Here is a 19,449-nt window from a genome sequence, read left to right on the forward strand (position 1 = left end):
TAACCACCCCGGACCCGGTGGCGGTCGCGGACGCGCGAAAGACCGCGGGCTTCGCCGAACGGGCGGGCGGGACGGTCGTCGGGTCGGTGCTCACCCGTTCGACCGACGAGACCGACGTCTCCGGGGTGGCTCGACGGCTGGGGACCGAGATGCTCGCGGTGGTCCCCGAATCAGCTGACGTGGGAACCGAGCCGCTGGTTCGGACGGCTCCCGAGGGCTACGCTGCCGAGGCCTACCATCGCCTCGCGTCGGCGCTCGTCGACCGCGACGAACCGAGCCGGGAGACGGCCTTCGCCGACGGTTCGATCGCCGCGGCGTCCGAAACGTCGGAATCCGGCGTCTCGTGGGTGGTCGGTCGGCTCTCGGGTGCGCTCGACCGGGATCGGAACGGGTAGTTTCACATCGATTCCGGCGCGGCGACCCCGAGCAGCGAGAGGGCATTCGCCATCGTGTGCCGCGAGGCAGCCACGAGCGCCAGCCGCGCCTCGCGGACCTCGCCCTCCGCCGACAGCACCGGACACTCGCGGTAGAAGGCGTTGAACGTCTCCGCGAACTCGCGGGTGTAGGTCGCGACGACGTGGGGAGCGAGTTCGTCGGCGGCCCGTTCGACCACCGCCGGGAATCGCGCGACGACGCGGAGTAGCGCGCGCTCCTCGGGCGTCGAGAGCGCGCTCGCGTCGAGATCGTTCGGCGGGATCTCATCGGCTTCATCCAAAATCCCGCAGGTCCGTGCGTGAACGTACTGGACGTAGGGCGCGCTCTGAGCCTCGAAGTTCAGCGCCTGCTCCCACTCGAACGTGATGGCTTTCGCCGGCTGTTTCGAGACGATGTCGTAGCGCACCGCGCCGATCCCGACCTGCCGGGCGATCCGCTCGACGTCGGCCGCCGAGAGGTCGTCGTCACGGATCCGGTCGTCGAGGCGGTTCTCGACCTCTTCGCGTGCCCGCGCGACGGCCTCGTCGAGCAGGTCGTCGAGGTCGATACCGGTGCCCGCACGGGTGCTCATCTTCCCCTCGGGGAGGTTGACGTAGGAGTAGAGCAGGTGTTCCAACCTATCCGTGTCGTTCCCGAGCATATCGAGCACGTGGTCGAGCTGGTCGGCCTGGAGCTTGTGGTCCTCGCCGACGACGGTCACGGCGCGGTCGTAGTTCGCGAGCTTCCACTCGTGGTGGGCGAGGTCGCGGGTCGTGTAGAGACTGGTTCCGTCCGACCGGAGGAAGACGAGCTTCTTCTCAAAGCCGAACGCCGAGAGGTCGAGCTGCCAGGCCCCTTCTTCCAGCACGGATTCGTCCATCTCGCGGAGGCGCTCGGCGACCTCGTCGGTGCTGCCGTCGCGCATGAACCGCGTCTCCTTCACGAACTCGTCGAACTCGGCGGGGAGCCGCGAGAGCGTCTCGCCCATTCCGGCGAGCACGGTGTCGACGACCCGCTCGACCCGCTCGTAGGTCGCCTCGTCGTCCTCCTCCAGTCCCTGGAGGATCGACTGGATCTCCGTCTCGGCGGCCTCCACCTCGGCCTCGTCGCCCTCCTCCAGCAGTTCGTTGCCCTTCCGGTAGTAGCGCACGAGGTCGTAATCGGCTTTGTCGCGCTCGGGGTCGGGGAGGTCCGACTCGTCGAAGTTCTCGTAGGCCCACGTGAACACCGCCATCTGTCGGCCCGCGTCGTTGACGTAGTAGTGGCGGTCGACGTCGTCGCCGGCGAAGTCCAGCACGTTCGCGAGCGCGTCGCCGATGATCGGGTTGCGCGCCCGGCCGACGTGCACGGGACCAGTTGGGTTCGCGCTGGTGTGTTCGACCACGACGCGCTCGCCGGTCGATTCGAGCCGGCCGAACTCGTCGTCGTTCGCCGCTCGGAGGGTGTCCTCGTAGTAGGCGTTACTGGGGTGAAAGTTGACGTACGGCCCGGCGGCCGACGCCTCACTGATGTACTCGTAGGCGTCCGGGTCTATCGCCGCGGCGAGTCGGCTCGCGATCTGCGGCGGTGGTGCTTCGAGGTCGGGGGCGAGCCGGAAGGCCGCGCTCGACGCCAACACTGCGTCCACGTTCTCGGGTGGCTCCTCGATACCGAGGTCGGCCGAGGGCACGTCGAGCGTCGCGAGCGCGCTCGACAGCGCCTCCGTGACCTCCGTTCGGAGCGAGAGGAACATGAAATCGGGTTTCCCGGCCGTCGCTAAATGCGTGTTGGGTTCGGGGCCGTCGGCGTACTGCGATACCGGACCGCACCCGGACCGTCACGCCGATGGGACGGATCACGCGTTCGGCACGCTTATCCGGGGCGACCCCCTCCGTCGAACCATGTCGACGGCAACCGAGGCGGCGGTCGGAAACGACGAGCTCGCCACCCTCAAACGGCTCGCCCTCCGTGGCGGGCTCGACGGCGAGATCAAGGTCTCGTGTGCGAACCTCGCGGCCGACCTCGACGCCTCGAACCAGACCGCCTCGCGCCGGCTCCAGCGCCTCGACGACCTCGGTCTCCTCGACCGCGAGACCGTCTCGGACGGCCAGTGGGTCGCGGTGACGGACGCCGGCGAACGCGCGCTTCACGAGGAGTACGCCGCCTACCGCCGGATCTTCGAACGCGAGACAACGATCGAACTCGACGGCGAGGTCACCAGCGGGATGGGCGAGGGCCGCCATTACATATCCCTCCCGGGCTACATGGAGCAGTTCGAACCACGGCTCGGTTACGAGCCCTTCCTCGGCACCCTCAACGTCTCGTTGGTGTCGGACAGCACCCGCGAGCGCACCGGCCTCGACTCGGTCGATCCGGTCGAGATCGAGGGCTGGGAGGACGACGACCGGACCTACGGTCCCGCCTTCTGCTATCCCGCCACCGTCGAGGCCGACGGCCGGGAGTACGAGCCCGCCCACGTCATCGCGCCCGAGCGCACCCACCACGACGAGGACCAGCTCGAACTCATCGCGCCGACGAAGCTCCGCGAGGAACTCGACCTCGACGACGGTGACCTGGTCACGGTTCGGATCGAGGCCGAGTCGTGATGTCGCGAACCGAACGAGCCGCCGACCACGCCGACCCCGTCGAGCGCGCCATCGAGGCGTTCCGGGCGGGTGATCCGGTGTTGGTCCACGACGCCGCCGACCGCGAGGGCGAGACCGACCTGATCTACCCCGCAGGGGCCGTGACGCCCGCGGCCGTCGCCCGGCTCCGCAACGACGCCGGCGGGCTGGTCTGCGTCGCGGTCTCCGACGCCGTCGCCCGCGCGTTCGACCTCCCGTTCGCCCGCGAGGTCATCGACCATCCGGTCGCCAGCGGCGAGACCCTGAGCTACGGCGACCGCTCGTCGTTCTCGCTCACGGTGAACCATCGGGACACCTACACCGGGATCACCGACGACGACCGTTCGACGACCATCACGGCGCTCTCGCGGGCCGCGAGTGCGCCCGACGCGTTCGACTTCGCGGCCGAATTTCGCGCGCCCGGCCACGTCCACCTCCTGCGGGGCGCACCCGACTTGTTGGCGGACCGCCGCGGCCACACCGAACTCGGGCTCGCGCTCGCCGCGGCCGCCGAACGCCCGCCGGCGGTCGTCGTCTGTGAGATGCTCGACGACTCGGGCGGGGCGCTCTCGCCCGCCGACGCCCGCGCCTACGCCGACCACGAGGGCTTTGTCTACGTCGAGGGCGCACGGCTCGTGGACCGATTCGACCGCTCGTAACTCCCGTCTCCTAGTCACACGGCACATCGTCAACACTCATAACCACCCCCTCCCCAACTACGGGTATGGGATTCGACGAGATGGACGTCGACACGATCTGGATGGACGGGGAGTTCGTCGACTGGGACGAGGCGCAGGTCCACGTCCTCACGCACGGGCTCCACTACGGCTCCGGGGTCTTCGAGGGCGTCCGCTGCTACGACACCGAGGAGGGCCCGGCGATCTTCCGGTGGGACGAACACCTCGACCGGTTCTACGACTCCGCGAAGCCGTACGACATGGACATCGACCACACGCGCGAGGAACTCACCGAGGCGACCCTCGAACTCATCGAGCGCCAGGACCTCGAATCGTGTTACATCCGACCGATCGCCTTCTACGGCTACAACACGCTCGGCGTGAGCCCGCAGGACTGCCCCACGCAGACCGCCATCGCGTGCTGGCCGTGGGGGACTTACCTCGGCGACGACGCGCTCGAGAACGGCGTCGACGTGATGGTCTCCTCGTGGCGCAAACACGCCTCTAGCCAAATTCCGACCAACGCGAAGACCACTGGCCTCTACGTCAACTCGATGCTCGCGGGCGAGGAAGCTAGAAGAAACGGCTACGTCGAGGCCATCGTGCTCAACAAGGAGGGCAACGTCGCCGAGGGCCCCGGCGAGAACCTCTTCCTCGTTCGCGACGGCACCATCCACACTCCGGGCTTCGCCGAGAGCATCCTCGACGGGATCACCCGCCGGTCGGTCGTCACGCTCGCGCGCGAACGCGGCTACGACGTCGACGACTCGGCCTCGATCTCCCGCGGCGAACTCTACACCGCGGACGAGCTCTTCTTCACCGGCACCGCCGCCGAGATCACCCCGATCCGCTCGGTCGACGACACCACCATCGGCAACGGCGAGCGCGGCCCCGTCACCGAGGACCTCCAGTCGGCCTTCTTCGACCTCATCGAGCGCCGTACCGACGACCACGACGAGTGGTTCACCCACCTTTAGACACCCACCTTTTGCTGCGTTCGTTCGGCGCTCCGCGCCTCACTCTCTGGCAAAATGTGGATCAAAAGCCAGCGTCACCCCCTCGCTTCGCTCGGAGGTTCCTCGGCCCGCTCGCTCGTTTCACTCTCTTGCGGTGCGATCACTACCCACTCCCGCAACCGCCACCGCACAGCACCGCCGAAGCCCTCGCGCCTACGGGGCTCGCCCTTCATCCACCAGGAGAGCGAAGCTCTCCTGAGCCTCGGCTCACATTCGTTCGCCGAGACACCAGGGACCGCGCCGCGGCCGCTCGATGACCGCACCGCAGCCGCACCCGCCCCGCGACCGCGCCGCCACCGCACCCGGCGACCGCACAGCCACCGCCGCCACAACCGCTCCGAACCGCCAGCTACTGGTCTCCCGGTCTCGTGACGTCGCCATGCCCGCGACCCTCCGGTGTCCCGCCTGCGATGCCACCTACGCCGACCGCTGGCGATGCACCTGTGGCCACCCGCTCGACTTCGCCGACCGGTCGCTTCCCGAGCGCCCCGCACCGGACTTCACCGACCTCGATACCCGTGACGGACTCTGGACGTTCGACGAGTTCCTCCCGATCGAGAAACGGACCAGCCTCGGCGAGGGCTGGACCCCGCTGGTCGACGCACCCGATTGGAACTGCGCGTTCAAACTCGAATACGTCTCGCCCACGGGGAGCTTCAAGGACCGCGGCGCGGCGACCACGATCTCGCGCGCGCTCGAAGTCGGGGCCGAACGCGTGGTCGAGGACTCCTCGGGCAACGCCGGCACGGCCATCGCGACCTACGCCGCCCGCGCGGGCCTCGCCGCCGAGATATTCACCCCGGCGGACGCGAAACCCGCGAAACTCCGGGCCATCGAGCGCGCCGGCGCGACCCTCCACCCCACCGAGGGCTCGCGCGAGGACGTGACCGCCGCCGCCATCGACGCGGTCGAGGAGAACGAGGGCTGGTACGCGAGTCACTCGTGGAACCCCGCCTTCTTCGCCGGCACGCAGACGTTCGCCTTCGAGGTCGCGGCCCAACGCGACTGGGTCGTTCCCGATGCGGTCGTGCTCCCGCTCGGCCACGGCACTCTCTTCCTCGGGGCCTACCGCGGCTTCCGCGCGCTCCGGGATGCGGGCTGGACAGGAGAGATTCCGCGACTGCTCGGTGCGCAGGCGACGGGTTACGCCCCGATCGCGGACCCCAACGGAACCGACGACCGAAACGACCTCGCCGACGGCATCCACATCCGTGAGCCAGTGAGGGCCGAGGAGATCCGCGAGGCGATCGAGACGACCGACGGCGACGCGATTGCCATCGACGCCGAACACACCGAACGCGAGCACGACCGGCTCGGCCGCGCGGGCTTCAACGTCGAACCGACCTGCGCGGTGGCGACCGCCGCGCTCGTCGAGTACCGCGAGCGAGGGATCCTCGACGAAACCGACGATATCGTCGTCCCGCTCACCGGCACCGGCCTGAAGGGCTGATCAGGCGAGCAACGCGTCGAGGTGGTCGACGCTGGTCTCGATGTAGTCCCACTCCCGGGTGAATACTTCGAGCGAGAGCGTACCGGCCCAGCCCTCCGAGAGGGGTTCGAGGACGCGCTCGAAGTCGATGGTGCCCGACCCGAACGGGAGGTGTTCGTCGGCGGGTTTACGGGTGTCGTTGAGGTGGATATGGGTGATCCGGTCGCCGTGGGTCGCCAGCAGGTCGCCCATCTCTTCCGAACTGAGCCCGTTCATCCGGGCGTGGCCGGTGTCGAGGGTCATCCGTGCCTCGGTCGCCTCGAAGAGGTCGGGGAACTCGCCGGCGGGCAGAAGGTCGCCAGGGATGTTCTCCACACAGACCGCGAAGTCGTGGTTCCGGGCGAACTCGTCGAGTTCGCGCACCGTCTCGAAGAGGTTGGGCCGGAGGTCCTCGGGGTCCCACGCGGCCGACCACGCCGACGTGCTCGCGTGGACGACGCCCTTCTCGGCCCCACAGTCGACCGCGGTCTCGATCGCCGCGAGGAGCTCCCGGAGCGCGCCCTCACGGACGTGCTCGAACGGCGAGGCGATGTCGAGCGCGAACGGGAGGTGCACCAGGAGGTCGAGGTCGTGGTCGGCGGCCGACTCGCGCACTGCGTCCGGGTCGAGGCGGGTGCGCTCGTGCGCGCCGTCCAGCATTACCTCCACGAAGTCGAGCCCGTACTCGTCGGCGCGCTCGAACGACTCCTCGTAGCCCATCCCGACCTGCGTGACGAACCCCCGTCGAACGGCCATACCTGCCACTCGCGGTGAACGACCTTAACGGCTCGCGGGGTCGCGGCCCTCCTCATCCTACCGCTCGGGATGGGTCGGCGCGTCGAACCCGCCACGAACGAGTGGTTTGGCGATGTGGCGGCGGGCACACGGCGGCACCTCGTACCAGCCGAGTTCGAGCCCACGGTCGATCTCCCGATCGATCTTCCCGGGTGCGTCGGTCCCACACCGCCGACAGCGGTAGCCCTGGTTTCGGCCGGCGCTCTCCATCGAGCGCCCACACTCGGAACAGTCGGGTACTACTGGCTCGGTTCGCACGAGGTCCCGCACGGCGAACTTCTCGAGCTTGAGGGTGTCGTCCGAAACCTCGCCATAGACGGTGAGCCGGTCGCCGACCCGGAGCGCGCGCACCCGGTCGCGGAACCGCTTCGTCGGCTCGAACGCGGCACACGGAAGCGATCTCTCGCCATCCGCGAGGTCGAAGAAGACGTGCCCACCACGGCGGGTCTCGGGTGTGGACTCGACGGTCCCGTCGAGACGGTAGGCCCGTCCGTCCCGTGTCTCACCCACTGACCCATCCCCGAGGTGCGCGTCGGTGCCCTGGTTCGTCACGAACAGCGCCCTCCGTTCGACCGGTTCGCTCTCGATACCATCCGCGACCGCCCGCACCGCGTCCGGGTCGTCGCCTCGGATCCCGTAGAGGATCGGTCCCGGCGCGTGCGGCACGCAGACCGCCGTTCCCTCCACTCGGTCGACGGTGTCCCACACCGTCGGATAGCCGCGATCCGCCGCTTCGAACACCGACTTGTGGTCGAACTCACGGGGTGTGCCGCGCCGGTGGGCCTCACGGTAGGCGATGTGCTCGTAGGTCCAATCGTCGAACGCCGCCCAGGCCCCGACCGCCGCGAGTGCCCCCACCACGCCACGCGCGTTCTTCCAGCCCGCGTGTCGATAGCCGGCGGCGTCGATGAGCGCCTCCGCCTCGTCGATGTCGAGCCGTTCCCGGAGCGCGCGCCGCGCGAACTCGACGACGGGGTCGGGAACCTCCCCGTCGGCGACCACCAGCCCGGGATTCGTCCGCGGGTCGTCGGTCACGGCGAGTGCCTCGACCGCGTCGCGGGCGATGACGACGGCGTCCTCGCTGGCGAGGTCGGTGTGGACGCAGAGCGCGGCGTTGCCACGGGTCTTGTGCTCGATCGCGGGGTTCAGCCGAACGAGCACCAGCCGCTCGACGGTCCCGCCGGCCGCCCGTATCCGCTCGGCGACCCGCGCGGCGAGGTAGGTGGTACACATCCCCGCTTCGCGCGAGTCGGTGTCGTCGAACCCGATGAGCGTCACGGTCCCCTTTCCCCCTCGTTCGACAACCCCGTTCCGGATCGACCATCGTATTTAGCTCTATCGTCGCTCGAAGCCGAGATCGCCGGACGGAACGGTCCCTCACCGCCACAATCCATATATGGGTACGTGCACTTAGATACGGCTATGTCACGGTCCGCGCTGGTCGGCAACGTGACCGCCATGCTCGAGGACGCGGGCTTTCTCGTGAGCGAGCGGTGTGCGGTGCGGCCGAAGAGCTTCGATGTCGCCGCCCGCCGCGACGACAGCCTCCTGCTCGTGAAGATCCTCGGGAACATCGACGCGTTCGACGGACGCACAGGGAGAGAGATGCGACGCCTCGGCGGCTTCCTCGACGCAACCCCGATGGTGATCGGGCTCCGAACGCGGGACGAGGACCTCAAACCCGGCGTGATGTACCTCCGCCACGGGGTTCCCGTGTTGAGCCCCGACACCGCCCTCGACCTCTTCGTCGAGGACGTCCCACCGATGATCTACGCCGCCCCCGGTGGGCTCTACGTCAACATCGACGGGAAGGTGCTCGCCGACGAACGCGAGGAACGCGACTGGAGCCTCGGGCGGCTCGCGACCGAACTCGGTGTCTCGCGACGGACGGTCTCGAAGTACGAGGACGGCATGAACGCCTCCGTCGAGGTCGCCGCGCGGATGGAGGACCTCCTCGACGCCCCGCTCGCGAACCCCGTCGACGTCTTCGAGAGCCCCGAGGCGCTCGCGGACGACGACGAGAGCGAATCGGACTCGGCCGAGGACTCGCTGGTCGCCGTGCTGACGAGGGTCGGGTTCGACGTCCACCCCACGACCCGCGCGCCGTTCACCACCGTGAGCGAGGACGACGGCACCGCCGAGAACGTTCTGACCGGGAACTCGGCGTTCACTCCGACCGCCGAGAAACGCGCCCGGATCATGAGTTCGCTCGGGACCGTCACGCGAACCCGGTCGGTCTACGTCGTCGACAAGTCGAAGCGCGACGCCGTCGAGGGCACCGCGCTGATCGAGCGCGAGGAGATCGACGCCATTCGCGACCCCGACGACCTCCGCGACCTGATCCAGGAACGCGCCGAGGAACCCGCCTGAGGGACGCTTTCTTTCCGTGGCGGGTCGCCCGAATCCACGGAGTCAAATGTCACACCCCCGTAGCGCGCGCGATGACAAAGCGCCACGTCACGCTGCCGCCGGCAGCGGACGCGGGACTCGAAACGTTCCTGACCGAGGTCGACGACCGGCTGTCCGGCCCCGAGGACACCTGCGACGTGGTCGCCGAGACCCTCGCGGGCCTCTACGGCGACGACGACGCCTACCGACGGTTTCGGGACGACGGCGCGGTCTCGGCCGCCGAACGCGTCCGCCTCCAGGGCTACGACCCCTGCAACGCAACGCTCGAAAGCGAGTACTACGCCGAGAAGGACGAGGAGGCGTTCGAGCGCTCGAAACACCTCCAGTGGCTCTGGCGGCAGTTCGACGCCACACCGATGGCCGACAACGTCGAGTTCGCCCTTCGCTTTCGTGAAATGCTCGCGAATCACCTCTTCGCCGAGGCCGGCGAGAACCTCCGGCTGTTCAAGGGCATCACGATGACCTACGGTCACAACATCGAGATAGGCGACAACACCGTCGTCCACGACGACGTCCACCTCGACGACCGTGGGCGGCTCACGATCGGCTCGCGGGTCAGCATCGCCGACGACTCACACGTCTACAGCCACGACCACGACATCGTCGACCAGACCGACGTCACCAACTTCCACACGCTCGTCGCGGACGACGCGCGCCTCGGCTACGACTCGATGGTCAGGGCGGGGGTTCGGGTCGGCGAGAACGCGATGGTCGGCGCACGATCCCTGCTCCAGCGCGACGTTCCCGACCACCACGTCGCGGTCGGTACGCCCGCGAAGTCGGTGCGGGTGAAACCGGGCTGGGAGTCGGTCGCCGACCCGATCGAGGCGGCGAACGAGGACCGCCGCGACGAGCGACGGGTGGCCGTCGACCTCCCCGCGGACCTCGACGAGTTCGACGAGTTCGGCCGCGACCGCCGCCCGCCGACGTGATCAGACGGCGTCGAACGAGCGTGGCCCCTCGGTGACGTCGACGTATCGGCCTACGGGCGCGTTTTCGGTCGCGACGACCATCCGGCTCTCGGGGTCGTACTCCACGACGCCGACGGCGATGAGGTGCGGGAGGTCGATGTGGTGGAGCGCGATCGCGGTCTCCTCGCGTACCCGGTCGTCGACGGCTTCGACCGGCACGTTCCCCTCGTCGGCCGCGACGTACGCCGCGAGCGTCCGGAGCTCGACCGGATACTCGAAGTGCGAGAGATACGCGAGCGCGTGGCGCTGCCGGGCGTCGGCCGACCCGGACGGCGTCGCTGGCATCGAGGTAACCGTCTCCGCCGGACCGCCGCTGGGTGAGGGAAAGCGTTCGGTCATAGCGCAATAGTCTCATTCGACAACGGGGGAATAAAAGCTATCTCCATGAATTCTCCGTATGTATATATACTGTTCCATTTGGTCTGCGGATCATCCGTTCGGTTTTCGACCCGGTCCGGGCTTCGGTCCACGAACCGGTGATCGACAGAACTGAGTCGGTGCCGGGGCACCCTCCTACATGCCGCGTGCCGTCGCGATCAACGTCGGGGCCAACACCAACGCGCCGGGCGTTCGGGGCCCGGTCCACCCCGACGGCCGCTTCGAGTTCGTCCCGATCCCGGAGCCCGAACCGGTCGCCGAACCCGTCCCGACCTACCGGGACCTCGACCTCGAAACCGCGATCCCGGCCGACGCGCTCGACGCGCCCGTCCACCTCGACCCCGAGTTCGCGGAGTACCCCTACGGCGAGCGCTACACCTACGGCGACCCCTTCGGCGTCAAGGCACGCCCCCTCCTCGACCTCGACGCGGGCGATCTCGTGCTGTTCTACGCCACGCTCTCGATGGTCGGCGAGCCGACCGCCCGACAACCTCCCGAGTGGGGTGCCTACTTGATCGGTGGGTTCGAGCTCGCCGTCGACCCCGTCTCGGGCGAGGCGTACCGCGCCCTCCCGGCCCCGGAACGCGAGCGGTTCGCCACCAACGCCCACTGCAAGCGCGAGACGTTCGACGCGCGGGTGTTGCTCGCGGGCGACCCAGACGGGTCGGGGCTCTACGACCGTGCGATACCCCTCTCCGCACCGACGGCGGGTGTCGACGCCAACGAACTCGTGACCAAGCTATCGAGTGATTCGGGGAAGGGACCGTGGTGGCGGCGGCCGCTGCGGTTCGACGGGACGGCGGCCGATACACTGTGGACGCTTCACGAAGCACGCGGTCGCGAGTGGCTCGACTCGGTGTAATCAGCGACGGGCCGACGGCACCGCTCGACGGCTGGTATCAAAAGAGGAGAACCCGTTGCGTGGCATCACCCTTCGTTGGAGTTCCCAGACTGGTCCCAATGCCAGTCTATCGGATGGGTGTTCGGTGTAGATAAAAACGTTCTGATCCCGACGAGGCGGCTGCCGCGACCGAAAACCGCTCGCGGACGACCGACCGGTGTCGGTGGTGCGGACCGTCATCGTTATGGGGCTCGTGGTGTGATCGACGTGTGCGCGTCAGTGGTGTAGCCTGGTATCACCTCAGCTTCCCATGCTGATGACCCGCGTTCAAATCGCGGCTGACGCACTCTTCTCCCTCGTACTCATCGCTCCGAGTCGTCGGATTCGCGCTCGACGGCGATCGACTCGGCGTCCGCGTCGTCGGCGGTGTCGCTTCCGGTCCGAGCCATCGCCTCGATACCGCTCTGTCCGTCCCGTTCGTTCCCTCCTCTGCCGGGTGGCTGGCTCAGCCCCTGCCGGGTGAACTCCGGTGCGGTGTCCGCGACCGGGGTCGATCGCCGGAACGACCGGGCGAGGTAGAACGCCACCACCAGCGAGAACGCCGCCGCCACGCTCGTCGCGATGAGGTCGGTGGTCGCGTAGAGAAAGGTCGTCGAGAGCACCCCGACCGCGAGGAGCACCCCGAATATCAGCCGGTTCGCGAGGGTGTCGAGCAGGTTGTCGGTGTCCTCGATGTCGGTGTGGAGCACGATGTCCTCGCGGTCGAGGCGGTCGAGCAGGCGTTCCATCTTCGGCGGGGTTCGAACCGCCGCGCGTGCGAGGTCCTGCACTTCCTCGCTCCGGCCTTCGAGGAACTGTCGGACACCCTCCTCGCGGTAGCCCTGCTCGACGAGGTAGTCGGTGGCGACCGAGATGAAGTCGAACTTCGGCGACAGCGTGACACAGACCCCCTCGACGACCGTCGCCACCCGGAGCACGAGCGCGAGGTTGGCCGGCAGCCTGAGGGGGAACTCGTAGATGGTGTCCTCGACCTGGCTCACCACCTCTTGGACGCGGTACTGTTCGACCTCCTCGCCGCGGATGTCCTGGATCGCGAGCTCCATCACGTTGCCCATCGTCTCGCGGTCCGCCTCCGGGCTGAGGGTGCCCATCTCGACCAGTGCGTCGAGGATCGCGTCGATGTCCTGGTTCGCGATCCCCATGTAGAACTCGATGATCTTGTCCTGGATGTAGGGGTCGACCCGGCCGCTCATGCCGAAGTCGTAGAACACGAGGGTGCCGTCGGGTTCGACCGCGAGGTTGCCCGGGTGTGGGTCGGCGTGGAACACGCCGTCGTCGACGATCATCTGGAGGTAGACCCGTTCGAGCCGCTCGGCGAGCGCCGTTCGGTCGACGCCCATCCTGTCGAGCTCGTCGACCGCGGTGATCTTCGTGCCCGAGACGTACTCCATCGCGAGCACCCGTGAGGTGGAGCGTTCCTCGACGACCTCCGGGATCCGGACCTCGTCGTTGTCGGTGAAGTTGCCCTTGATCTCCTGGAGCATCCGGGCCTCGCGGGCGTAGTCGAGCTCCTGGTGGATCGTCTTGTCGAACTCCTCGGCGAGGGTTTCGAGCGAGAACGACCGCGCCTCACCGATGAACCGGATCACGAGGGGGAGGCTCCACTTCACCACCTTGAGGTCGGCCTCCACGAGGTCGACGATCCCCGGCCGGCGGACCTTCACCGCGACCGCCTGTCCCTCGAACTCGGCGCGGTAGACCTGTCCGAGGCTCGCCCCCGAGATGGCGTCCGTGTCGAACGAGTCGAACGCCGTCTCGGCCGACCCGAACTCGGCTTCGATCACCTGCCGGGCCTCGTCCCACTCGGCGGGCGGCACCTCGTCTTGGAGCTTGGTGAGCTCGGCGACGTACTCGCCGGGCAGGACGTCGGGCCGGGTCGAGAGGATCTGGCCGAGCTTGATGAACGTCGGCCCGAGGGTGAGCAACGAGTCCAGCAGTATCCGCGCGCGCTCGGTCCGCATCTCGCTCGTGACCCGCCGCCGGCCGCCGAAGACCACGAACCGCCGGCGGTCGCGGAGGTACGCCAGAATCAGGGGGAGGAACTGCCGGAGGACGACGAAGAACCGTCCGTACGCCCGAACGTTCACGTTCGCCCCGTCACTGGCCGTCGCTTCGGTCGTCGGTGGTTATCGGGATCGAGGTCGCCGTGGCCTCGCGCTTCGGGAGGGTGAGGGTGAGCGTCCCGTGGTCGAGGCTCCCCTCGATCCCGGTCTCGTCGATACGGGGGACGAGCGGGAGGCTGAACTCCACGAACAGCGGACGGTCCTCACGGCGGTAGCGGAAGGCCGTCGGCGGGGTTTTCGCCCGTCGCGCCTCGACGTGGAGACGACCCCGCTCGACCCGGACGTCGAGCGTCTCGTCGGTCACGCCCGGCAGGTCGACCACGAGGAGGTACGCCGTCTCGGACTCGTAGCCGTCGGCGAACACGGGTTCGGGGAGGTTCGCCAGCGCGTCTGACAGCGACATAGGAGGCCTACTATCGCCGGGGCGAAAAAGCCCGCGATAGCGGCGGCTCGAACCCGAAGGTCCTCCCGAATCGCCGTCCGAAACGGTCTGAAACGGTTCGAAACCCTCGAAACAATCGGCAACGATCGACTTGCTTCATGTGCGGGACTCCACATCATAAAGACGATGACGCAGACCTCCCGCGAGAACCGTACCGCGACCACCGACCCATCTTCTCCCGACACCCCGGATTCCCCGGCCGTGCTCCTCCGCAACGAGGACGACACGAGCCACGAACTCGACGTCCGGATCGCCGGCGGCGACACCGTGCTCGCCGAGGGCCGCCACACCGTCGCCGGCGACAGCCAGCGCACCGTCATCACGGGCACCGACGACGACACGCTTCGCGTCGACCTCCGCGCCGACCACGGCGGCTGTGCCAGCCTCACCGTCGACTTCCACCGGTCGCCGGTCCCGGAGTTCGTCGTTCGCCGTGACACCATCCTGGTCGCCGGGCTCCACTAACGCCAGACGTTTTTGCGCCCCGTCACCGAGGGGTGCCATGAGCCAACCGGCCGGGTTCAAACGCCTGACCCGCCTCGACGCGGCCCGCGACCGTCTCCTCGAACGCGTCGCGCCGGTCGAGCGGACCACGACGACCCGCCTCGACGCCGCCGACGGCCGCGTGCTCGCCGAGTCGATCGACGCGGCACGCGACGTCCCCCACTACACCCGCGCCGCGATGGATGGTTTCGCGGTCCGGGCGACCGAGACCTTCGGGGCGAGCGAGCGCTCGCCCGCTCCCCTCCGGGTCGCCGACGAGCCGGGTCCCGAGGCCGCGGTACGGGTGCACACCGGGAGCCCGCTGCCCGACGGGGCGGACGCGGTGGTGATGGTCGAACACACGGAGCCGGTCGGCGACGGGATCGAAGTCACCGCGGCCGTCGCCGAAGGCGAGAACGTCGCCCCGGCTGGAGAAGACGTCGCGGCGGGGCAACCCCTCTACGACGCCGGTCATCGCCTCCGACCCGCCGACCTCGGTCTGTTGAAGTCCGTCGGAATCCGCGAGATACCGGTCTACGAGCGGCCCACCGTGGGTGTGATCCCGACGGGCGAGGAGCTCGTCCAGGCCGACCCCGACCCGGGCGAGGTGGTCGAGACGAACGGGCTCACGGTCTCGCGGTACGTCGAGCGCTGGGGCGGGCGCGCGACCTACCGCGACGTGGTGACCGACGACCACGCCGCGCTCCGGGCGGCGATCGAGCGCGATACCACGGCCGACCTCGTCGTCACCGCAGGCGGGTCGTCGGTGGGCGAGCGCGACCTGCTCCCGGCCGTCGTCGAGGACGCGGGCGAACTGCTCGTCCACGGGGTCGGGCTCAAACCAGGCCATCCGGTCGGTTTCGGCGTCGTCAACGACACACCGGTGCTGCTGTTGCCGGGCTATCCGGTTTCGTGTATCGTCGGTGCCGTTCAACTCCTCCGCCCGGCGCTGAAACGTGCCGGGCGGTTGCCGCCTGACCCGCTCCCGACGACCACCGCCCGGCTCGATCGGAAGGTCCGGAGCGACGTCGGCACGCGAACGTTCGTGCGGGTCCGTCTCGACGAGACCGACGGTGAGCGGACGGCGGTACCGACCCGGGCCAGCGGCGCGGGCGCGCTGTCCAGCGTCGCGTTCGCCGACGGCTGGGTCGTCGTCCCGGAGGAACGCGAGGGGATCCCGGCGGACGAACCCGTCGCCGTCGAGCACTGGGGGCGGTTGCCGTGAGCGAGCGCAAGGAGTTCCGCGACCTCTCGACGGTCGAGGAGGCTCACGCCGCCATCGAGTCCCTCGACCTCGATCCCGGCGTCGAGAAAGTCGACCTCGACACGGCCGACGGCCGGGTGCTCGCCGAGCGGATCGACGCGGGGCTCGACGTTCCCGGCTTCGACCGCTCGGCGCTCGACGGCTACGCCCTCCACGCGCGCGAGACGTTCGGGGCGGGCGAGACCGACCCGACGACCTTCACGGTGGTCGGCACGGTCGAAGCGGGTGAGCGCCCCGCCACCGACCTCGGGGCCGGCGAGGCGGTCGAGATCGCCACCGGGGCCGTGATGCCGCCCGACGCCGACGCGATGGTCGCGGTCGAACGGACTGACCGCGTCGCGCGAAGCGCGACGGAATGTGCGAATAGCGCGGAACGGAGTTCCGCGGACCATTCGAGCGGGCAAAGCCCGCGAGAAGACGGTGAAACCGTGAGCAAGGACGGCGACACGCTCCTCGTCCGAACGGCGGTGACGCCGGGCGAGAACGTGATGGCGGCGGGTGCGGACATCGCGGCTGGCGAGCGGGCGCTCGGTCCCGGTACTCGCCTCACCTCGCGCGAGATCGGGTTGCTGTCGGCGCTCGGGGTGGACGAGGTCTCGGTCCGCGCGAAGCCGCGGGTGGGCATCGTCTCGACCGGCGACGAACTCGTCAGACCCGGCGAGACCGTCGACAGCGGGCGCGGCCAGATCTACGACGTGAACAGCTACGCCGTCGCGGCGGGGGTGCGCGAGGCCGGCGGCGAGCCGGTGGTCTATCCCCACGCCGGCGACGACATGGCCGAGATGGAGCGCGCCCTCCGGGAAGCGGCCGACGAGTGCGACCTCGTGCTCTCTTCGGGGTCGACCTCCGCGAGCGCCGTCGACGTGGTCTATCGCGTCATCGAGGAGCAGGGCGACCTCCTCCTCCACGGGGTCTCGATCAAGCCCGGCAAGCCGATGCTCGTGGGGCAGTTCAACGAATCCGCGTACATCGGGCTGCCGGGCTATCCCGTCTCGGCGCTCTCGATCTTCCGGACGTTCGTCGCGCCCGCCATCCGCCGTGCCGCGGGACGCGCCGCCCCGCCGAGCGCGACCGTCGCGGGCCGGATGGCGGTCCGAGAGCGCCACGAGGAGGGCCGCCACCGGCTGGTTCCCGTGGGGCTCGTGACCGACGGGAACGGCGACACGCTGGTCTATCCGGTGGACAAGGGCAGTGGCGCGACCACCAGCCTCGTCGAGGCCGACGGGATCGTCGAGATGCCCGCCGACGTCTCCTACCTCGACCGCGACGAACGGGTCTCAGTGGCGCTGTTCTCGCCCGACGTGCGCCCGCCGACCGTCTTCGGCGTCGGCGAGGACGACCCGCTGCTCTCGCGGCTGCTCGACCGCCTCGACCGCCCGCGCTACCTCGGCCACGGCAGCCGGGTCGGCCGGCGGCGGCTCCGCGACGACGTGTCCGACGTCGCGGTGGTCTCGACGGCCGACGAGGTCGAGAGCGGGACCGAACTCGGCGGCTGGACCCGCGAGTGGGGATTGGTCGTGCCCGCGGGGAACCCGGCGGGGATCGACGGGCTCGCGGACCTCGTCGAGCGCGACCTCCGGTTCGTGAACCGCTCGACGGCCTCGGGGCTCCGGACGAGCCTCGCGAACGCGCTCGCCGTCCTCGCCGACGAGCGCGGGGTCGACCGCCACGACCTCGTCGACGCCATCGACGGGTTCGACTTCGCCGTCGAGTCCCACGAGAGCCCGGCCCGACGCGTGGTCGCGGGCGACGCCGACGCCGGGATCGGGCTGCGGGCGACCGCCGAGAAACTCGACTGTGGGTTCGTGCCGGTCGGCGAGGAGCGGGTCCGGGTGCTCGCGAACGCCTCACGAACCGAGAAACCCGGCGTCGAACGCCTCCGAGCCGAACTCGACGACATCGGGGACCTCGTCGGCGCTCTCCCTGGATTCGGTACCGTCGACGACCGCTGACCGGTCGTCCCGGGCCGTGGAACGCTCGTAGAACCGTTCGGCTACGTCAGGAAGACGTGTCGCGGGCGGTCGTCGAGGACCTCGCGACCGAACGAGACGGTCTCGCGGAACGCCTCGCTCCGGAAGAACGCCATCGCGTCCTCGCGCGAGCGCCACTGGCTGGAGATGAACATGTCGTTCTCGTCGTCGCGGTTCACGAGGAGGTCGGTATCGCGGTGCCCCTCCATCTCCGCGAGGAGGTCGCCGACGGTCTCGAATCGGTCGACGAACTCCCCGCGGTGTTCGGGCTTGGTGGTGTAGAACATCCCCATCGTGCCGAACCCGCTCCCCGCGTCGATCGCCTCGCCCTCCTCGGCTTCGGTCCGGGCGACGACTCCCGGGAGGTCCGAGAGGAAGCCGCTCGCGGTCTCGGCGGCGCTCTCGGTCTCCCAGATGCTCGCGACCGCCGCGTTGCCGCCTCGGCTCGCGATCTCCTCGGTCGTCCCCGAGGCGTCGCGCGCCTCGTGAGGCTCGTAGACCGCGGTCTTCACGTGGGTGTCGTAGTGCTCGAAGTTGCCCCGGAGCCCGTCCACGTCCTCGGCGAGCTCGTCCGGGTCGGCCTCGGAGTAGACGACCACCGCGTGGACGTCCTCGCCGTGGGGCTGACCGGCGTAGATACCCTCCTCGGCGAGCGCGCTGCGCATGTCCGCTCCCTCCCCTTCGTCCTCGCTCGACTCGCCGTGATGGTGACCGCCGTTGGTGTCGCCGTGTGGGTGGCCGTTGTCGGCCCCGCTCGTATCGCCCTCGGCCGGCACCGGTTCGCCGGTGAGGAACGCGTCGAGGTCCGCGGGTGGGAAGCGCCGCCCGAACCTGAAGCGGCCGAACTCGGCGTAGCGTGAACTGGAGGGGTCGAAGCGCATCTCGTAGAGGAGTTTCTTGATCTGGGCGGGGTCGTCCGCGAACAGCGTCACACCCCACTCGTGGTCGTCGAAGCCCACGGAGCCGGTGATGATCTGGGTGACCTTGCCCGCGTAGTCGCGCCCGATGTCGCCGTGGCCGCTCATGAGGTCGGCGCGCTCCTCGAACGAGAGGTCGTACCAGTTGTACTCGGGGTCGCGGCGCTTGTCCATCGGGTAGAAGGAGACGTACGCCGAATCGGGGATCTCGGGCTTCAATCGCGACTCGATGTAGCGCGCCATCCCCGAGTCCTCGACTTCCTTGCCTTCGAAGTACTCTTCGGACATGTAGCCCGAGACCTCCGTCACCGAGACGTAGGAGTCGGTCTGCTCGGTGAAGTCGGCGAGCGCGGTTCGCTCGAAGGCGCGTTCGGCGGTGTCGAGGTCGGCCATCGACGGCCGGAGGTGGAGCACGAGGAGGTCGGCCCCGCTCCCGAGTACGCTGAACGTCGCCGACCCGCCCGCATCGGCGTCCGCGACGGCCTCGTGGTTCGCGAGGTACTCGGTGCCCTCCTCGATGGCGGCCTCGCGCTCGCGCTCGGGTGCGGCGCGCCACGCGTCCCAGTCGACAGTTCGGAAATCGTGGAGCACGTACCAGCCCTCCTCGGTTCGTGGCGGTCTCCGTCGGTCCATGCCGGACGGAGGGCCGAGGCGGACAAGGGTCTTGTGAGTCGGCCG

The 19,449-nt window shown here is 69.1% G+C and carries 17 protein-coding genes, 1 tRNA gene and 1 pseudogene; 12 read left to right on the plus strand and 7 right to left on the minus strand.

All coding sequences use genetic code 11. The features are described from left to right. A pseudogene (locus D3261_RS16300) lies at positions 1-395 on the plus strand (septum site-determining protein MinD); the annotation flags it as partial. Between the two features lie 2 nt (positions 396-397). On the opposite strand, the gene argS reads toward D3261_RS16300, so the two are convergent. Next, positions 398-2,146, minus strand: coding sequence for an arginine--tRNA ligase (argS, locus tag D3261_RS16305; protein ID WP_120074198.1), 1,749 nt, complete (start codon positions 2,144-2,146; stop codon positions 398-400). Positions 2,147-2,294: 148 nt separating this feature from the next. On the opposite strand from argS, the gene D3261_RS16310 reads away from it, so the two are divergent. The 4 genes from D3261_RS16310 (at position 2,295) to D3261_RS16325 (ending at position 6,160) form a co-directional block, all read left to right on the plus strand. Beyond that, the gene (locus D3261_RS16310) at positions 2,295-2,999 is read left to right on the plus strand and encodes a DUF120 domain-containing protein (RefSeq protein WP_120074200.1); all 705 of its coding nucleotides are present in this window, start codon (positions 2,295-2,297) and stop codon (positions 2,997-2,999) included. Further along, the gene (gene ribB, locus D3261_RS16315; RefSeq protein WP_199694041.1) at positions 2,999-3,676 is read left to right on the plus strand and encodes a 3,4-dihydroxy-2-butanone-4-phosphate synthase; all 678 of its coding nucleotides are present in this window, start codon (positions 2,999-3,001) and stop codon (positions 3,674-3,676) included. Before D3261_RS16310 ends, ribB begins: the two co-directional genes overlap by 1 nt. A gap of 65 nt (positions 3,677-3,741) precedes the next feature. Beyond that, positions 3,742-4,671 carry a branched-chain amino acid transaminase gene (locus D3261_RS16320; protein ID WP_120074204.1) on the plus strand — a complete coding sequence of 310 codons (930 nt, stop codon included), beginning with the start codon at positions 3,742-3,744 and terminating at the stop codon, positions 4,669-4,671. Positions 4,672-5,089: 418 nt separating this feature from the next. Continuing rightward, the gene (locus D3261_RS16325) at positions 5,090-6,160 is read left to right on the plus strand and encodes a threonine synthase (protein WP_120074205.1); all 1,071 of its coding nucleotides are present in this window, start codon (positions 5,090-5,092) and stop codon (positions 6,158-6,160) included. Here the strand turns inward: D3261_RS16325 and D3261_RS16330 are convergent, their stop codons facing one another. Further along, a complete protein-coding gene (locus D3261_RS16330; protein WP_120074207.1) occupies positions 6,161-6,934 on the minus strand; it encodes a sugar phosphate isomerase/epimerase in 774 nt (257 codons plus the stop codon). Positions 6,935-6,991: 57 nt separating this feature from the next. Further along, positions 6,992-8,251, minus strand: a complete 1,260-nt coding sequence (locus tag D3261_RS16335; protein WP_120074209.1) for a tRNA(Ile)(2)-agmatinylcytidine synthase — start codon at positions 8,249-8,251, stop codon at positions 6,992-6,994. Between the two features lie 144 nt (positions 8,252-8,395). Here D3261_RS16335 and D3261_RS16340 point away from each other — a divergent pair, with 144 nt between their 5' ends. Together D3261_RS16340 and D3261_RS16345 are read left to right on the plus strand one after the other, a co-directional pair. Further along, entirely contained in the window at positions 8,396-9,343 is a 948-nt protein-coding gene (locus tag D3261_RS16340) for a transcriptional regulator (protein WP_120074211.1), read from the plus strand. A gap of 71 nt (positions 9,344-9,414) precedes the next feature. After that, positions 9,415-10,314 carry an acyltransferase gene (locus tag D3261_RS16345; RefSeq protein ID WP_120074213.1) on the plus strand — a complete coding sequence of 300 codons (900 nt, stop codon included), beginning with the start codon at positions 9,415-9,417 and terminating at the stop codon, positions 10,312-10,314. On the opposite strand, the gene D3261_RS16350 is transcribed toward D3261_RS16345, so the two are convergent. Beyond that, positions 10,315-10,692: a hypothetical protein gene (locus tag D3261_RS16350; RefSeq protein ID WP_120074215.1), complete on the minus strand. Its 378-nt coding sequence runs from the start codon at positions 10,690-10,692 to the stop codon at positions 10,315-10,317. A 178-nt stretch (positions 10,693-10,870) separates the two neighbouring features. Here D3261_RS16350 and D3261_RS16355 point away from each other — a divergent pair, with 178 nt between their 5' ends. Next, positions 10,871-11,593 (plus strand): hypothetical protein, encoded by a 723-nt coding sequence (locus D3261_RS16355; RefSeq protein ID WP_120074217.1) that lies wholly within the window; start codon positions 10,871-10,873, stop codon positions 11,591-11,593. A gap of 252 nt (positions 11,594-11,845) precedes the next feature. Beyond that, positions 11,846-11,918 (plus strand) — tRNA-Gly (locus D3261_RS16360). 16 nt (positions 11,919-11,934) lie between these two features. Here the strand turns inward: D3261_RS16360 and D3261_RS16365 are convergent. Then, positions 11,935-13,719 (minus strand): AarF/ABC1/UbiB kinase family protein, encoded by a 1,785-nt coding sequence (locus D3261_RS16365; RefSeq protein WP_120074219.1) that lies wholly within the window; start codon positions 13,717-13,719, stop codon positions 11,935-11,937. A 10-nt stretch (positions 13,720-13,729) separates the two neighbouring features. Then, positions 13,730-14,098: an Hsp20/alpha crystallin family protein gene (locus tag D3261_RS16370; protein ID WP_120074221.1), complete on the minus strand. Its 369-nt coding sequence runs from the start codon at positions 14,096-14,098 to the stop codon at positions 13,730-13,732. A 165-nt stretch (positions 14,099-14,263) separates the two neighbouring features. On the opposite strand from D3261_RS16370, the gene D3261_RS16375 reads away from it, so the two are divergent. The 3 genes from D3261_RS16375 to D3261_RS16385 are packed head-to-tail and all read left to right on the plus strand — an operon-like array spanning position 14,264 to position 17,836. Then, positions 14,264-14,602 carry a hypothetical protein gene (locus tag D3261_RS16375; protein ID WP_233554019.1) on the plus strand — a complete coding sequence of 113 codons (339 nt, stop codon included), beginning with the start codon at positions 14,264-14,266 and terminating at the stop codon, positions 14,600-14,602. Between the two features lie 37 nt (positions 14,603-14,639). After that, positions 14,640-15,845 carry a gephyrin-like molybdotransferase Glp gene (gene glp, locus D3261_RS16380; protein ID WP_120074225.1) on the plus strand — a complete coding sequence of 402 codons (1,206 nt, stop codon included), beginning with the start codon at positions 14,640-14,642 and terminating at the stop codon, positions 15,843-15,845. Then, positions 15,842-17,836 carry a molybdopterin biosynthesis protein gene (locus tag D3261_RS16385; RefSeq protein WP_120074226.1) on the plus strand — a complete coding sequence of 665 codons (1,995 nt, stop codon included), beginning with the start codon at positions 15,842-15,844 and terminating at the stop codon, positions 17,834-17,836. The genes glp and D3261_RS16385 overlap by 4 nt, the downstream gene beginning before the upstream one ends. A 41-nt stretch (positions 17,837-17,877) precedes the next feature. Here the strand turns inward: D3261_RS16385 and D3261_RS16390 are convergent, their stop codons facing one another. Then, positions 17,878-19,404, minus strand: coding sequence for a heme-binding protein (locus D3261_RS16390; RefSeq protein ID WP_120074228.1), 1,527 nt, complete (start codon positions 19,402-19,404; stop codon positions 17,878-17,880). Between the last annotated feature and the right edge of the window lie 45 nt (positions 19,405-19,449).

The sequence above is a fragment of the Halococcus sp. IIIV-5B genome, from assembly GCF_003602035.1.
Lineage (GTDB): Archaea > Halobacteriota > Halobacteria > Halobacteriales > Halococcaceae > Halococcus > Halococcus salsus.

Coding starts and splice junctions, on each gene's coding strand:
- argS (WP_120074198.1), bottom strand. CDS start 2,146: ATGTTCCTCTCGCTCCGAACGGAGGTCACGGAGGCGCTGTCGAGCGCG.
- D3261_RS16310 (WP_120074200.1), top strand. CDS start 2,295: ATGTCGACGGCAACCGAGGCGGCGGTCGGAAACGACGAGCTCGCCACC.
- ribB (WP_199694041.1), top strand. CDS start 2,999: ATGTCGCGAACCGAACGAGCCGCCGACCACGCCGACCCCGTCGAGCGC.
- D3261_RS16320 (WP_120074204.1), top strand. CDS start 3,742: ATGGGATTCGACGAGATGGACGTCGACACGATCTGGATGGACGGGGAG.
- D3261_RS16325 (WP_120074205.1), top strand. CDS start 5,090: ATGCCCGCGACCCTCCGGTGTCCCGCCTGCGATGCCACCTACGCCGAC.
- D3261_RS16330 (WP_120074207.1), bottom strand. CDS start 6,934: ATGGCCGTTCGACGGGGGTTCGTCACGCAGGTCGGGATGGGCTACGAG.
- D3261_RS16340 (WP_120074211.1), top strand. CDS start 8,396: ATGTCACGGTCCGCGCTGGTCGGCAACGTGACCGCCATGCTCGAGGAC.
- D3261_RS16345 (WP_120074213.1), top strand. CDS start 9,415: ATGACAAAGCGCCACGTCACGCTGCCGCCGGCAGCGGACGCGGGACTC.
- D3261_RS16350 (WP_120074215.1), bottom strand. CDS start 10,692: ATGACCGAACGCTTTCCCTCACCCAGCGGCGGTCCGGCGGAGACGGTT.
- D3261_RS16355 (WP_120074217.1), top strand. CDS start 10,871: ATGCCGCGTGCCGTCGCGATCAACGTCGGGGCCAACACCAACGCGCCG.
- D3261_RS16370 (WP_120074221.1), bottom strand. CDS start 14,098: ATGTCGCTGTCAGACGCGCTGGCGAACCTCCCCGAACCCGTGTTCGCC.
- D3261_RS16375 (WP_233554019.1), top strand. CDS start 14,264: ATGACGCAGACCTCCCGCGAGAACCGTACCGCGACCACCGACCCATCT.
- glp (WP_120074225.1), top strand. CDS start 14,640: ATGAGCCAACCGGCCGGGTTCAAACGCCTGACCCGCCTCGACGCGGCC.
- D3261_RS16390 (WP_120074228.1), bottom strand. CDS start 19,404: ATGGACCGACGGAGACCGCCACGAACCGAGGAGGGCTGGTACGTGCTC.